Below are 15,718 nucleotides of genomic sequence, written 5' to 3' on the forward strand. Positions count from 1 at the left end.
AAAATTATAGTATTTTTATTCTTTTGCTTTGCTAAGATTTGATATAATTTTTTATGCAAAATAAAATAGATCATAAAAATATTAAAAAAATTGGACTTGTTACACGACCCAATGTGAGTTTAGATAAGGAAATTTTAAAACTTCAATCGATTTTATCTATATATAAAGTTGAACTTGTATTGTTTAAAGAAAGTTCTGAAATTTTAGATTTGCCAAAGTATGGATTGGATGATTTGTTTAAAATATCTGATTTTGTTATTTCTTTAGGTGGAGATGGAACTTTGATTTCTTTATGTCGTAAAGCTTGTGAATATGATAAAGCAGTTTTAGGAATTCATGCTGGACATTTAGGTTTTTTAACAGATTTTAAAGTTGATGAAGCTGAAAATTTTTTTCAAGCTTTTTTTCAAGGAGAATTTAGAATAGAAAAGCCTTATTTGTTAAGTGTTTTTTTAGAAGATAAGCAAGGAAAAATTTTAGAAAAATTAGCTTTTAACGATGTGGTCATCAGTAAAAACAATCAAGTTTCTATGGCTCATATAGAAGTTTTTAGAAAAGAAAAGAAATTTAATGAATATTTTGGAGATGGGCTTATTGTTGCAACTCCTGCGGGTTCAACAGCTTATAATTTAAGTGCAAATGGGCCCATAGTTTATACTTTAGCTCAAGCTTTTATCTTAACTCCTGTTTGTTCTCATTCTTTAACACAACGCCCTATTGTCTTACCAAAAGGTTTTGAAATAGAGATTATGGCAAAGGATTGTATACTTTGCATTGATGGGCAAGAAAATTATAAAATGAATGATTTTAAAAGTATAAAAGTGGGTTTAAGTGATAAAAATGTGGCTTTAATTCACCCAAAAAATAGGGATTATTTTCAAATTTTAAAAGAAAAATTACACTGGGGAAATTGATGATAAATAGAATTTTTATGAAAGAAAATCTTGGTTTTAAAAAGGCTGAGCTTGAAATTTCTAAAGGACTTACCGTTTTTACGGGGCTAAGTGGAGCTGGAAAATCAGTTTTGTTTAAAGGAATTTTATCCGCATTTTCTTTGAGTGAAAGTGAGGCTAAAATTGTCGAAATAGAACTAGATGATAAGTTGGATTTAGAAAGTTTTGGTATAGAAAGTGAAGAGGAGAATGTTTTTAAGCTTTTAAAAGAAAAAAACACAAAATATTTTATTAACAATCAAAGCATAGCGAAAAAAAGTTTGCAAAATTTAAGTAAAACTTTTATTAAGTATTTAAGCGCAAAGGAAAATAACGAATTTGGAAATGAAAAATTTTTAAATCTCTTAGATGCCTTGGAGATGCAAGAAAATACAAATTTTGTTTCCTTTTTAGAAGATTTTAAAAAAGATTTTAATGCTTATAGTCAAATTTCTAATGAGCTTAATGCAATTTTAGAAGAAGAAAAAAAAGTAGAAGAATTAAAAGAACTAGCTAGAGCACAAATTGAAAAAATTTCAAGCATTAATCCTAAAATAGGTGAGTATGAAGAGCTTTTAATACTTAAAAAAAAGCTTTCTAAAAAAGATAAATTAGAAGAAGCTTGGAGTAAGGCAGAGCGTATTTTTGAGCTTGAAAAAGTTGTTATTGAAGCTTTAAATTTAAGCGAAGTTGATGCGAGTTTTTTTAGTGAATGTTTGAATGAATTGCGTGTGATTTGCGAAAATCAAAAAATGGAAGATTTGGATTTTGATGTGGAGGCGCTTTTAGATCGCATTGAAAATTTATCCTATCTTATCAAGCGTTATGAAAGCATAGAAAATGCTTTAGAAGTTTTAAAACAAAAAAAATATGAGCTAGAGCATTATGAAAATTTAAGTTTTGAAAAAAAAGAACTTGAAAAAAAATTTCAAGAATTAAAACAAAAATTAGAAGAAAAAGCACAAATTTTAACTCAAACAAGAAAGAAAAACCTTAAAAAATTAGAAAAATGTTTAAATAATTATCTTAAAGATCTTTATATGAAAGATGCAAGTTTGACGCTTAAAGAAAATGAAAAAATTTCAATTTTAGGCAAAGATGAGATAATGCTAGATATTAATTTAGCTCATTTAAAAAATTTAAGTTCGGGTGAATTAAATCGCTTAAGACTTGCTTTTATAGCCACAGAATGTAATATTTTAAATACAGGCAAAGGGATATTATTTTTAGATGAAATTGATGCAAATTTAAGCGGAAAAGAGGCTATGAGTATAGCTAAGGTTTTAGAGGAACTTTCTAAGTTTTATCAAATTTTTGCTATTTCTCATTTGCCTCAACTTTCCTCTAAGGCACATAATCATTTTTTAGTTGAAAAAAATGGTGAAGAAAGTAAGGTAAAAAAGCTTGATCAAGAAGAAAGAATTAAAGAACTTGCTAGGATGGTAAGTGGAGAGCTTGTTAGTGATGAAGCGATCGAATTTGCTAAGACCTTATTTAAGAATTAAGCGGATTTTTTATTTTGCTATGTTAAAATATATAACTATAAAAATTTCCTTTCTTTTGAAACAAATATAATAAAAAATTTTAGATATAAAGGTATTTTACACACTATGAATAAGAAAATTTTAATTATTGATGACAATAAAATGCTCGGCAAACTTTTGGCTAAAAAAATTCAAATGACTTTAGATTATGAGGTAGATATTGCTTTTGGTTTTGCTGAAGCTAAGGAGTTAATGAATAATGATTATTTTTTAGCTTTTGTGGATTTATGCTTGCCAGATGCCCCAAATGGTGAAGTTGTGGATTATGTTATAGAAAAGAAAATTCCTGCTATTGTTCTTACGGCTAGTGGTGATAAGGCTACTAAAGAAAAATTTATGGATAAAGATATATTAGATTATATTTTTAAAGAAAGTGAAACTTGCATTGATGAGATTATTAGTTCTATTGTAAAACTTAATCAATATGCAAAAACTAAAGTGATTGTAGCTATGAGCAAGCTACCTGAACGTAATGAAATTAAAAAAATACTTACTCAAAGACAATTTAATGTTTTAGCTGCGGCTCATGGTGAAGAAGCAATGAGTTATTTAAATGATAATAATGATGTTAAGCTTATTATAGCAGATGTCAATATGCCAGTAATTAGCGGTTTTGAGCTTTTGACTCAAGTAAGAGAACGTTTTAGTGATGATGAATTAGGTGTGATTCTTTTGGGGGATCATAATGATTCATTTGAAGCGAATTCTTTTAAAAATGGAGTTAATGAGTATTTGTTTAAGCCTTTAAGCAAGGAAAGTTTTAATTGTCGCTTAGATCGTTGTTTATCTTACATGGATGATAAAAAATTTTTAAGCACTTATAATGTTTTAGATCCTGTATCTGGGGTTAAAAATTATAATGCTTTAATTGATGGAATAGATGATTATTTTAACGAAATAGCAACAAAAGACGAGGAATTTGCTTTTGCTTTTTTAGATATAGATAATCTTCAAATGATTAACGATGAATACGGCCGTGAAGTTGGTGATGAAGTAATTAAAATCTGCGCCAATGAAATAGTCAATGAAACTAAAGGAAGAGATCTTGTAGGTAGATATAGTGCAGAAAAAATTTGTATTTTGCTTAAAAATATATCCCAAGAAAGAGCGATTAAAATCTTTTCTCGTATACGAGTAAATATAAAAAAGGCTGGTGTTTTAGTTAATTTAGATGAAGTCTTTTTTACAGCTTCTATAGGCGTGGTTTTTGGAAAAAGTGGAGATAAGATTGATTCTTTGGCTGATAAAGCAAGTAAAATATTGTCTCAAGCAAAAGATAATGGCAAGGATAGAGTTGAAGTATGTTCTTAAATCTTGATTTTCAAGATGGTTTAAGGATTGTTGATACTCATTGCCATCTAGATAGTGAAGCATTTAAAGATGATTTAGATGAAACTTTAAATCGTGCTTTTAAGAATGGTATAGAGAAAATCATCATACCTGGTGCTGATATAAAAGACTTACCTGATGCAGCTACAATTGCTCATAAATATAAAAACATTTTTTTTGCAGCAGGAGTGCATCCTTATGAAATTGATAATTATGATGAGAAAATTTTAAGGCAGTATTTATGCGATGAAAAATGTGTAGCTGTAGGTGAATGTGGGCTTGATTATTTCCGTTTTAAAAGTGATCTTGCTGAAGAAATTCAAAAAGAAAAAGAAAATCAAAAAAAGATTTTTATCGCACAGCTTGAACTTGCTATTGAATTTAAAAAACCTGTTATCATTCACTCAAGAGAAGCAAATCATGATACTTATGAGATTTTACATGGGTATTCTAAGGATCTTGTAGGAGGAGTTTTACACTGCTTTAATGCAAGCGAACATTTACTAACTCTTTTTGAAGATGGATTTTATTTTGGTATTGGGGGAGTTTTAACTTTTAAAAATGCTAAGAAATTAGTTGAAATTTTACCTAAAATTCCAAAAGATAGACTACTACTTGAAACTGATGCTCCATATCTTACTCCAGAGCCTTATCGCGGTAAAAGAAATGAACCTTTGTTAACTCAATTTGTAGCAAACAAAATGTGTGAAGTATTGAATTTATCAAGAAAAGAACTTCTAGAAATTTGTTTTAACAATTCTGAAAAATTATTTTTTAAAGGTTATTAATGAAAAAAATTTTATTGTGTTTTTTAATATGTTTTAATTTTCTTTTTGCACAAATTAATACTCCTGAATTTTATGAAAGACAAATGAATGTTTTAAGAAATTTAGATATTAATCCAAGTTTTATCAGTGATTTGATTTTTGTGCAAACTCAACAAGATATAAAATCAAAACATGCTCAAACCTTAATAGATAGCATGCAAAATTTTTCAAAAGTTACTCCTATGATAAGAAAAATTTTAGCCCAGCAGGAAGTTCCTGATGAGATTTTGTATCTAGCTATGGTTGAATCAGGCTTGAAAACTCATAGCGTTTCTAATGCCAAGGCTGTAGGGGTTTGGCAATTTATGCAACCAACAGCTAGAAATTTGGGTTTAAGAATCGATACTTATGTTGATGAAAGGCGTGATCCAGTCAAGTCAACTTATGCCGCTACAAATTATTTAAAAGAGTTAAAAGAAGAATTTGGCAAATGGTATTTGGCACTTTTAGCTTATAATTGCGGAAATGGCAAGCTAAGACAAGCTATCAAGCAAGCAGGAAGTGATGATTTAAGTGTTTTATTGAACCCTGATAAGAAATATCTTTCTTTAGAAACTAGAAATTTTATAAGAAAGATTTTAACGCTTGCTTTTTTAGCTAATGATAGGGATTTTTTACTAGATAAAGATGCGTCTTTAATGAATTATGCTTTAAGCAATGAATTTGCAAAAGTTGATGTGCCTTCTTCTGCATCTTTAAAAGAAATAGCTAAAAATTTAAATATGGATCTTGCAACTTTTAAGAAATATAATCCACAATTTAAACATAATTTTACGCCTCCTGGTAAAGGGTATTATATGTATATACCACTTAATAAAGTAGCATTTTTTGATAAAAATTTTAAAGCAGAAAAACTTGCAAAGGTTGATACAACTATACCTATGACAAGAACTTATACCGTTAAGTCTGGTGACTCTTTATATAAAATAGCAAAAAATTATAATATAAGTGTTGATGAAATTCGAGAATTCAATAAAATAGCAAAAAATCATCTTAGCATTAATCAAAAATTAATTATACCAATCAAGGAGAATAAAAATGCAAATAAAAACAATTACACTAAAGTTGTCAGCCGTTAGTCTAGGGGCTTTATTTTTTAGTGGTTGTTTAGGCACTAGTTTTTTTTCTAGCTTGGATAATGCTCAAGTGTATTATCCTTCAAACGATTTTAAAAGCAGTCCTAGTTCTTCAGGGACTAAAGGAACGATGAAGCCTTATACTATCAACGGTAAAACTTATTATCCTACTGTTGTAGCAGTAGGCGAAACTGCTGATGGTATTGCGAGTTGGTATGGGCCAGGCTTTCACGGTAAGAAAACTTCTAATGGCGAAACCTATAATCAAAATGCTTTAACCGCGGCTCATAAAACTTTACCTATGAATACCATCTTAAAAGTAACCAATCTAAATAACAATCGTCAAGTTACCGTTCGTGTGAATGATAGGGGTCCTTTTGTAAATAATCGTATTATAGATTTATCAAAAGGAGCTGCCAGTCAAATTGATATGATTGCTTCAGGAACAGCTCCAGTAAGGCTTGAGGTTATAGGATTTGGATCAAGTAATTCGGGTAATAATATTGTACATTCTAATGTAAACTATGGAAATAGTGGAGAGATTGCAAATAATGGACAAATTTATGAAGGTGGAAATTTCATGGTTCAAATTGGAGCCTTTAAAAACCCAGCTGGAGCACAAACGATAGCAGCAAGATATAAAACTTATAGAACTTATAGCTCTACTATACGCACAAGCTCAGTGGATGGGTTAAATCGCGTTTTCTTAACAGGCTTTAGAAGTGAAGATGAAGCAAGGGATTTTGCTGCAAGTGGTGCATTTGCAGGTGCATTTGTTGTAAGAGAGTAGAAATTATGACAGAATTGATTTTTTTGGATGTAGATGGCTGTTTAACTGATGGGAAGATTATTTATACTTCTAATGGAGAATTTATTAAAGAATTTGATGTAAAAGATGGAGCGGCTATCGAGGCTTGGCTAAAGCTTGGTAAAAAAATTGCTATTATTACAGGTAGAAATTGTCCTTGTGTTGAAAAAAGAGCTAAAGATTTAAAAATAGAAATTTTATATCAAGGTATTAAGGATAAGTTAGCTTGTGCAAAAGAAATTTTACAAAAACTTAATTTAGATTTTTCTCAGTGTGCAGCTATTGGGGATTATTTTAACGATAAGGCTTTGCTTGAAAGTGTAGGACTTAGTTTTAAGCCAAAAGATGGTCATAAAAATTTAAATGTAGACATAGTGCTTAGCAAAAAAGGTGGTAAGGCTGCTGTAGCACAGATGATAGAAATTTTAGTAGAAAAAAATCATCTAGAAGAAGAATGGAATAAGCTTTGGCTATAAAAATTTTTGGAATTTTAATTGCTCTTTTTACAATTACTTTTACGATTTTAAGTTTGCAAGATCCATATTCTTTGAATTTGCAAACTAATGCTTTAAATTTTAAAAATATTGAGGCTAAAAATTTGAAAGCTTATGAGAGTAATACTAGTACAATTAAGGCATATTATAAGGCAAATTCTTGGGTGAGATATGCAGATAGAGATGAATTTAATGATTTTATTACTTTAAATTTAGATTTTAATCTTAGTGCAAATCGTTTAGAATTTTTTAATAAAGATATGAGCAAGGTTTTGTTTGAAGGAAATGTTACTTATATAGGTTCTAATAATGTCAAAATTATTTCTCAAGAGGTAGAATACCAACCTAAGGATAAAATTTTACACACAAATACTAATTTTAAAGCTCTGATCAATGGAAGTATTATTAACGGAAATACTTTAAACTATGATGTAAAAAACAAAATTTTAAATATCCAAGGAGTAAATGCGTGGTTGCAAGACAAATAATTTTATTGTTAGCTTGTGTAAGTGTAACTTGGGCAACTCAAATTGAAGTAAAAGCTTTAAATTTTTACTCAGATGAAAATAAGGGTGAAAGTATTCTTAGTGGAAATGTAGAAGTAATTAGAGGTGATGATATTTTAAATTCTGAAAAATTGATTATTTATACGGATAAAAATCGCAAACCTATTCGTTATGAAGCAATGCAAAATGCTAGGTTTAAGATTGTTTTAAAAGGTAAAACTTATAAAGGTAGTGGAGATAAATTTATTTATAATGTTATTAAAGATACTTACGAGATTAATGGTCATGCTTATATAAATGAGCTTGGAAGCAATCAAAAACTTTTTGGTGATAAAATAATAGTCGATAGAAAAGCTAATATTTATCGAGTGGAGAGTAAGGATCAAAAACCTGCTCGTTTTGTGTTTGATCTTAAAGACAAATGATAATTAGTGCTAAATTTATCACTTCTTTAGTGAAATTTGATGAGAATTTGAGCTCAAATTTTAGTGAAGTAGCATTTTTGGGGCGTTCTAATGTCGGAAAAAGTTCTTTAATCAATTCTTTGTGTAAACAAAAAAATTTAGCCAAAAGTTCGGCAACTCCTGGAAAAACTCAGCTTATAAATTTTTTCGAAGTAATTTGCAAAAGAAATGAAGAAAAATTTAATATCAATTTTATCGATTTGCCAGGGTTTGGTTATGCAAAGGTTTCTAAAAATTTAAAAGAAATATGGAATCAAAACTTAGATGAATTTTTAAAATTAAGAACCTCGATAAAGTTATTTATACATTTAATCGACTCAAGACATACTCATTTAGAGATCGATGTAAATTTAAATGACTATTTGAAAAGATTTTTACGACCTGATCAAAAAATTTTAAAAGTTTTTACCAAATGCGATAAATTAAATCAAAGTGAAAAAGCTAAGTTAAAAAATGAATTTAAAGACTCTATTTTAGTTTCAAATTTGAATAAATTTGGCCTTGATTCTTTAGAAGATATTATTATCAATCAAACTTTAGGTCTTGATAAATGAGAAGAAATTTAAGTGCTTATAAAGCAAAATTTAATGGAGCTTATGTCTTTTTAGGATTTTTTTTTCTAATTTATCAGATTCTTGGTTCGACTTTTGTATATACCCCGTTACTTTATGGGATTTTTTTCTGTTATATGTTTTGCTTACTAGAAGAGAGAGAAAGAACTTTTTCAAAGCTTGATTTTAGATGGTATTTTTCTTTATTTTTTTTATTTTTTACTGATATAACTTATAATTTTTTTATTTTTTCATCTTGGTTGGCATTTTTTATTTTTTATTATCTTTGTGCAGATTGGATTAAGACAAATTTAAAAATTGGTAAATTTATCCCTGTTGTTTTTGTGCTTTGTGCTTACGGCATTATTTTGTTTTTGGATATGATATTGTCTTATATTGGAGATGAAAAAATTAAAATTTTAGGATGGGCGTATATTGTTTCAGTTTTTATAGAATGTTGTTTAGCTTATGTGTTTTTTAAAGGTAAAATTTAAATGAGAATGCGTCTAGTTGTTGGATTTATACTATTGTTTTTTATATTTTTATTAAGTCGTGTGTATTATTTGAGTATAAAATCAAATGTATATTATGAAGAGCTTGCTAAACAAAATGCCATAAAAACTGAATTTTTACCACCTGTTAGGGGTCAAATTACAGATAGAAATGGAACTTTATTGGCTATTAATGATTTGGGTTTTAGTATTTCTATTAAACCTTATTTAAGTATTAAAAAGTCAAATAAAGGAATTTTAGATAAAGAATTATCTGAACTTACAAATTTATTTCCTGATTTAAATGCTAGTAAATTAGCAGAAATTTATAAGAGAAATGATTCTTACTATAATCAAGATTTTATTAAAGTTGTAGATTTTATACCCTACGATGAGATTATTCCGCATTATTCAGAGTTAAATCTTAATAAAACAATAAAAATAGATCCTGTTGTAAAAAGAAAATATCCTTTTGGAAAATTGGCTTCGCATATTATTGGGTATGTAGGTAAGGCAAATTTACAAGATGTTCAAGAAAATGAAATAGCAAAACTTTCTAACTATACGGGAAAAAGCGGTATAGAACGCTATTATAATGATATTTTACAAGGAGAAAAAGGAACTAGGGTTTATAAGGTTAATGCCTTAAATCAAGAAGTAGAACAGCTTTCTTACACTCCTGCTATGTCTAATGATATAGAACTTACGATAGATATAGAGCTTCAGTCTTATTTAACTTCATTGTTTGAAGGGAATGCTGGAGCTGCTATAATTATGAATGTAAATGATGGATCTATTTTAGCTGCAGGGAGTTTCCCTGAATATGATCTTAATCCTTTTGTAACAGGGATTTCTTTTAAGGATTGGGATGAGCTTTCAAATAGTCTTGATCATCCTTTTACAAATAAACTTATAAATGGATATTATCCTCCAGGTTCTGTTGTAAAAATGGGAGTAGGGCTTTCTTTTTTAAATTCTAAAAATATTAGCCCGTCGACTCAATATGTTTGCAATGGAAGCATTGAGCTTGGAGGCAGGTTTTTTAGATGTTGGAATCGATCAGGCCATGGACCTGTGGATTTAAAACATGCGATAAAATATAGTTGTGATGTTTATTTTTATAATGGCAGTTTGCAAGTTGGAATCGATCAAATAAGTGAAACTTTATCTCGCATTGGCTTTGGAGCGAAAACAGGGGTAGATTTACCTAGTGAATTTGTAGGAACTTTACCAAGCAAAGAATGGAAGATGCAAAGATATAGACAATCTTGGTTTCAAGGTGATACTTTAAATACAGCTATAGGTCAAGGTAATTTTCTTGCAACACCTATGCAAATTGCTAGATATACGGCTCAAATCGCAAAAGGTGGAGAGGTTATACCTCATTTTTTAAAAAGCATAGAAAATAATAATACAACTATAGAAAATCAAATGGATGAAAATAAAAAAGAAATTTTTACTTTATTTGAAAAGAGTCAATTGCCTTATATAAGAGATGCAATGTATGCTGTTGCTAATGAGCAAGGAGGAACCTCTTATCGTTATTTGCATAATCTTGATGTGAAAGTTGCAGCAAAAACAGGAACTGCTCAGGTTGTGGGATTTTCACAAACAGATAAAAATAGGGTTGATGAAAAACAATTTGAGTATTATACTAGATCTCATGCGTGGCTTACTTCTTATGCTCCTTATTCTAAGCCAAAATATGTAGTTACCGTTCTTTTGGAACATGGTGGGAGAAATATTACTTCAGGGGCAACTGTAGCTAAAATTTATCAAAAAATGATTGAACTTGGATATTTTAAATAATTTTTAGTTGTAAATTGAGTTTTTCAAAAAAAACTTTTTTAGCAATTGGTTTAAAAATCTTGTATTAAACAAATTATAAGTTTAATACAAGGAAAATTTATCTATGTTAACAAAAGTATCTTAAAAGATGGCTTTTGTTCTTTTTTCAAGCCAAATTAGAGCTTTTGGATAATCACCTAGCTTAGGAGAAAGTTTTTCAAATACTTCTTTGTGATAATTGTTTAACCATTCTTTTTCTTTTTCATCTAACATTTTTGTATCAATACAAGATATTTCAAAAGGACAAAGAGTAACAGGTTTAAAGTATAAAAACTCTCCAAAATCTTTATTTTTAGGATTTTCTACTTTGGTATGAATAACTAAATTTTCAAGTCTTATACCCCATTTACCTACTTTATAAATACCTGGCTCTATGGAGGTTAGCATACCTTCTTTGGCTTTTGTTTTTTCAAGCACAGGGGATAGATAAGATAAAACTTGTGGACCTTCATGGACATTTAAAAAATATCCCACGCCATGTCCTGTGCCGTGTATATAGTCAATTTGTTCTTTCCATAAAGGTGCGCGTGTGATTGCATCAAGTAAGGGCATAGCTATATCTTTTGGAAAAATTGCACTGGAAATGGCAATATGTGCTTTTAAAACCAAGGTATAGTCATGAATTTGTTCTGCATTAGCCTTTCCTATTGGTACAACGCGTGTAATATCTGTTGTGCCGTTTTTATATTGTCCACCAGAATCAATAAGTAAAAGCCCATCTTTTTTAAGATAAGCAAAACTCTCTTTTGTGGCTTTATAATGTGGATATGCTGCATTTTCGTTAAAGCCTGCTATAGTGGCAAAACTATCACTTATGTAGTACTTGCTTTGTGCTCTAAATTCGCTTGCTTTAACATCTATGTCTAATTCGCTTATTAGTTCTTTATTTTCTATCGCTTCTTCAAGCCAGGCAAAAAATTTACATAAAGCCACTCCATCTTCTATCATAGCATCTTGTATATGCACTATTTCTTTTGTATTTTTAGCTGCTTTTAAGTGAGTGCTTGGATTAATTTCTTGAATGATTTTTACGCTTTTATCTAAAGAATTTATGAGTAAAGCGGTCATTTTTGAAGGTTCAATAAGCAAATTTGTATTTGCAAGTTTTTCAAGCTCCATGATGATTTCATCATAATTTTTAAGCCAAAACCCATCTAAATTTAATTTTTTTTCAAGTTCTGAATTTACTTTTTTCTGATCAACAAAAAGCAAGGCTTTGTCTTCCAAGATTAGCAAATGACTTAAAAATACAGGATTATAATTTACATCATTCCCTCTTAAATTTGTAAGCCAAGCTATATCATCAAGGCTGGAGATTAAATGAGAGGTAACATTTAAATTTTTCATTTTTTGACGCACTAATGCTAATTTTTCTTTTCTTGAGTAAGAGCAGTATTCTAGTTCGTGTTCATAAATTTTTTCTTGTGGTAAAGTGGGACGATCTTTCCAAAGTGGACTTATCAAATCTATATGTTTTAAATTTGCCTTGCAATTAATCTTTAAATCTTTTTGCAAAGATAAAGGTAAAAGTGCAAAATCGATGCCTAAAATTTGATCTTCGCTTAAATTTTTTTCCAACCATTTGGTAAAAGTATTTTTAGCATCTTGCTTTTGTAAAAGTATGCCACTACCTTCTAATTCCTTTTGTGCTTGAAGCCAATATCTTCCATCTACCCACAAAAAGCCCTCTTCTTGTGTGATAAGAACTGTTCCAACAGAACCCTTAAAGCCACTGATAAAGACTCTGTTTTTGTAATATTCCGGTAAATATTCGCTCAAATGCGGATCCGCGCTTAAGATGAGATAGGCGTCAATATTATTTTCTTTCATTAATCTTCTAAGTTCTAATACTCTTTGTTTGTAAATACTCATATTTTCTCCTTAATATTAATTTTTTAGTATTTTATTGATAGGTTTTTTGAGTATAAGTAAAATTATAACAGCACCAAGTAATATCCACATACATTGGTAAAATAAATTTGGCAAATAAGCTATATTTTCTTCACTTGCTTTACCACCTATGAATCCAGCTAAAGCATTGCCTAATGCACTTGCTACAAACCAAAGTCCCATGACTTGAGATTTAATTAAATTAGGTGCAATTTTTGTCATTATAGAAAGTCCCACAGGGGAAAGGCAAAGCTCTCCTAAAACCATAAGCAAAAAGCTACTGACAAGCCACCAAGGTGAAACTAAAATAATTTGTGATGAATTTTCTAAATTTTCTCTTAATGTATTAGCATCGCCATTTAAACTAATTGCATGATTTGAAGCTAAAGCCATTATTAAAAATGCCAAAGCTGCACCCAAAAGTCCTAATGCAAATTTAATAATAGATGAAATTTCTTTATTATTTTTGGCACATATAGTCCATATAAAAGCACTAAAAGGTGCAAAAAGTATAACAAATAAACCTCCAAGAGATTGAAACCATATTGTAGGAATTTCATAATTTAATATGGTTTTATCTGTTAATTTTTCTGCAAAAAAATTAAAAGAAGTGTATTGTTGCTCATATACTGACCAAAATAACGCAGCCGCTAAAAATAAAACAATAAAAATAATTAAATTTCTTTTTTCTTCTATTTTTAAAGAAGTAAAAGCGAAAAGATATAAAAAATAAATTCCAGCACAAGCTAAGATAGTTAAAATAATATTTTTATTAATAACTTGTGCATCTAATTTTATAAAACCACCAAGGATTAAAAATATTGCTCCAAGCAAAACAATACCTGATACAATGATGATGTAAAATGCGTTTTTGCTTTTTTTGCTTGGTCTATCCCAAGTAGAGTCTATGCCAACTTTTTCATCAAATTCTTTTAAATCAGGCATAGTTTTTAGGTAGAAAATAATTACCGCTAAAAGCATACCAATCCCACCTGCACCAAAACCAAAATGCCATCCGTATTCTTTTTGTAAAAAGCCGCAAATTAAAGGAGCTACAAAAGCACCAAAATTAAAGCACATATAAAAAAGAGTAAAACCAGAGTCACGCCTCGCATCATTTTTTTTATAAAGCATTCCAACCATTACAGAAGCACAAGTTTTAAAAAGTCCTGTACCTATAACCAAAAAAACCATACCAACAAAAATCATTTTATTGTTAAAATAAGAAAAGGCTATGCACAAATGTCCAAATGCTATAGTTAAAGCACCTAGTAAAATTGCTCTTTTTTGTCCTAAGTAATTATCCGCAAGCCATCCACCTGGCAAAGCAGCAAGATATAAACAACTTGCAAAAATTCCCATAATTGCACTTGCTTCTTCAGGTTTTAAGTTCATTCCACTTTTTTCAAAACTTGCTATCATAAAAAGGTAAAGCAAGGGACGAATTCCGTAAAAAGAAAATCTTTCCCAAAGCTCAGTAAGTGAAAGAGATAAAAGTGGTTTTGGATGTCCAAAAAATGAAGTATCTAAATTTTTTACATTTTTACTCAATTTATATCCTTTGTGTATTTTTATTTATAAATTATAGACAAGAAATTAAAAAATATGTATAACTTTGTAATATTTTTAAATGATTTATATCATAATGTTACTTTTTTGCAAATATAAAAAAGAAATATTAAGATCAATTTTCAACTTTGGTGTATTTTGTATTTTAAGTTTAGTTAGATAATTGCTTATTTTTTTCGTTAAGAATTTTATAAATTGGTTTTTTAGCAATAAAAAGTAAAAGCGCTACAACAAAAAGCATCCACATGTATTGTCCAAAAATACTGGGAAGTTGATCGATGTTTTTAATATTGACATTTCCTCCTATAAGTCCTGCAACAAAATTTCCAAGTGCACTTGCTACAAACCAAAGTCCCATGATTTGATTTTTGATTAAATCAGGGGCAACCTTAGCCATTATAGAGAGTCCAATAGGAGACACGCATAGTTCCCCAAGTGTTAAAAAGAATATACTTATGATAATCCAAGCCATGGATATTGGCAAACCATTGTTGTTTATTAGATTTTGTGAAGCAAAGGTCATCATCATAAAACCAATACCGGCAAATAATATTCCTAAAGTAAATTTTCCAATGGAAGAAAAATATATATTTTTTTTCTCTAAAAATATCCAAATATAACTTGCTATAGGAGCAAGTATGATGATAAAAATTGGATTAAAAGATTGAAACCAGTTTGTTGGAATTTTCCAATCAAAAATATTTCTATTTGTAAAATCTTGCGCAAAAAGATTATAAGCGGTAGGTTTTTGTTCAAAAGTACTCCAAAAAAAGTGGCTGCAAAGAATAAAACAATTAAAATTGTTAATTGCTGTTTTTCTCTTTTATTTAAGGTTTTAAAAACAAAAAGATATATGAAATAAATTACCAAACATAGTAAAATTACAATTAGAAGTTTTTTTGATAGTATTATGGGATTAATATCTGCAAGATTAATAAAAATTAGAAAAAATCCAATAATACTTAACAAGCTTATACTTAGTATAAGAGTTAAATTTTTACTTTTTTTAAATGGTTGTTCCCAGTTTTGCTTTAAAGTACAATTTTTATGAAATTCTTCAAGTTCAGGGGTAGCTTTAAAATATAAAATAAGCAAAGAGATTAGCATACCTAAACCTCCTATGCCAAATCCTAAATGATAATTCCATTTTGCTTGAACAAAACCACATATAAGAGGAGCAATGAATGCTCCAATGTTAATTCCTATATAAAAAATCGTATAGCCAGTATCGCATCTTGTATCATTTTGTTTATATAACATTCCAACTGTTACAGAAGCGTTAGTTTTAAAAAATCCAGTACCAATAACGATAAAAGTAAGCCCTAGGAAAAACATAGGTGTGCTTAAAATAGATAAGGCTATGCTAATATGTCCTAAAGTTATAATAAA

15 protein-coding genes and 1 pseudogene are annotated in these 15,718 nt (G+C 29.1%); 12 read left to right on the plus strand and 4 right to left on the minus strand.

Annotation, left to right across the window (positions count from 1 at the left end; all coding sequences use genetic code 11):
* Positions 1-53 precede the first annotated feature (53 nt).
* The 12 genes from FBF11_RS03160 (at position 54) to mrdA (ending at position 10,831) form a co-directional block, all read left to right on the plus strand.
* Entirely contained in the window at positions 54-914 is an 861-nt protein-coding gene (locus FBF11_RS03160; protein WP_052822852.1) for an NAD(+) kinase, read from the plus strand.
* A complete protein-coding gene (locus tag FBF11_RS03165) occupies positions 914-2,437 on the plus strand; it encodes an AAA family ATPase (RefSeq protein WP_002859988.1) in 1,524 nt (507 codons plus the stop codon). Before FBF11_RS03160 ends, FBF11_RS03165 begins: the two co-directional genes overlap by 1 nt.
* A 105-nt stretch (positions 2,438-2,542) precedes the next feature.
* On the plus strand, positions 2,543-3,787 hold the full coding sequence (gene cbrR / locus FBF11_RS03170) for a bile resistance response regulator CbrR (RefSeq protein ID WP_002858608.1): 1,245 nt from the start codon (positions 2,543-2,545) through the stop codon (positions 3,785-3,787).
* Complete coding sequence (locus FBF11_RS03175) at positions 3,778-4,593, plus strand: TatD family hydrolase (RefSeq protein WP_070314395.1); 816 nt, start codon at positions 3,778-3,780, stop codon at positions 4,591-4,593. Before cbrR ends, FBF11_RS03175 begins: the two co-directional genes overlap by 10 nt.
* Positions 4,593-5,711, plus strand: a complete 1,119-nt coding sequence (locus FBF11_RS03180; protein WP_057097078.1) for a lytic transglycosylase domain-containing protein — start codon at positions 4,593-4,595, stop codon at positions 5,709-5,711. Before FBF11_RS03175 ends, FBF11_RS03180 begins: the two co-directional genes overlap by 1 nt.
* Positions 5,671-6,498, plus strand: coding sequence for a septal ring lytic transglycosylase RlpA family protein (locus FBF11_RS03185; RefSeq protein WP_002852227.1), 828 nt, complete (start codon positions 5,671-5,673; stop codon positions 6,496-6,498). The genes FBF11_RS03180 and FBF11_RS03185 overlap by 41 nt, the downstream gene beginning before the upstream one ends.
* Before the next feature lie 5 nt (positions 6,499-6,503).
* Entirely contained in the window at positions 6,504-6,992 is a 489-nt protein-coding gene (locus FBF11_RS03190) for an HAD-IIIA family hydrolase (RefSeq protein WP_044778964.1), read from the plus strand.
* Positions 6,983-7,498, plus strand: coding sequence for a hypothetical protein (locus tag FBF11_RS03195; RefSeq protein ID WP_002921129.1), 516 nt, complete (start codon positions 6,983-6,985; stop codon positions 7,496-7,498). The genes FBF11_RS03190 and FBF11_RS03195 overlap by 10 nt, the downstream gene beginning before the upstream one ends.
* Entirely contained in the window at positions 7,480-7,941 is a 462-nt protein-coding gene (locus FBF11_RS03200; protein WP_002859586.1) for an LptA/OstA family protein, read from the plus strand. Before FBF11_RS03195 ends, FBF11_RS03200 begins: the two co-directional genes overlap by 19 nt.
* Positions 7,938-8,534: a ribosome biogenesis GTP-binding protein YihA/YsxC gene (gene yihA, locus FBF11_RS03205; RefSeq protein WP_002867727.1), complete on the plus strand. Its 597-nt coding sequence runs from the start codon at positions 7,938-7,940 to the stop codon at positions 8,532-8,534. Before FBF11_RS03200 ends, yihA begins: the two co-directional genes overlap by 4 nt.
* Positions 8,531-9,025 (plus strand): membrane protein, encoded by a 495-nt coding sequence (locus tag FBF11_RS03210; RefSeq protein WP_002852364.1) that lies wholly within the window; start codon positions 8,531-8,533, stop codon positions 9,023-9,025. Before yihA ends, FBF11_RS03210 begins: the two co-directional genes overlap by 4 nt.
* On the plus strand, positions 9,026-10,831 hold the full coding sequence (gene mrdA, locus FBF11_RS03215) for a penicillin-binding protein 2 (RefSeq protein ID WP_002859991.1): 1,806 nt from the start codon (positions 9,026-9,028) through the stop codon (positions 10,829-10,831). It abuts the gene before it with no gap.
* A gap of 120 nt (positions 10,832-10,951) precedes the next feature.
* Here the strand turns inward: mrdA and FBF11_RS03220 are convergent, their stop codons facing one another.
* The 4 genes and pseudogenes from FBF11_RS03220 to FBF11_RS08450 form a co-directional block, all read right to left on the minus strand.
* Positions 10,952-12,742, minus strand: coding sequence for an aminopeptidase P family protein (locus FBF11_RS03220; RefSeq protein WP_057097079.1), 1,791 nt, complete (start codon positions 12,740-12,742; stop codon positions 10,952-10,954).
* Positions 12,743-12,757: 15 nt separating this feature from the next.
* Positions 12,758-14,311, minus strand: a complete 1,554-nt coding sequence (locus FBF11_RS03225; protein ID WP_002867729.1) for a peptide MFS transporter — start codon at positions 14,309-14,311, stop codon at positions 12,758-12,760.
* Positions 14,312-14,480: 169 nt separating this feature from the next.
* Positions 14,481-15,137 carry a hypothetical protein gene (locus FBF11_RS08445; RefSeq protein ID WP_341549890.1) on the minus strand — a complete coding sequence of 219 codons (657 nt, stop codon included), beginning with the start codon at positions 15,135-15,137 and terminating at the stop codon, positions 14,481-14,483.
* Positions 15,137-15,715 (minus strand): annotated as a pseudogene (locus FBF11_RS08450) (MFS transporter); the annotation flags it as partial. The gene FBF11_RS08445 and the pseudogene FBF11_RS08450, both read right to left, overlap by 1 nt.
* Positions 15,716-15,718 lie beyond the last annotated feature (3 nt).

The sequence above is a fragment of the Campylobacter sp. CFSAN093224 genome (genome assembly GCF_012897395.1).
Taxonomy (GTDB): Bacteria; Campylobacterota; Campylobacteria; order Campylobacterales; family Campylobacteraceae; genus Campylobacter_D; species Campylobacter_D jejuni.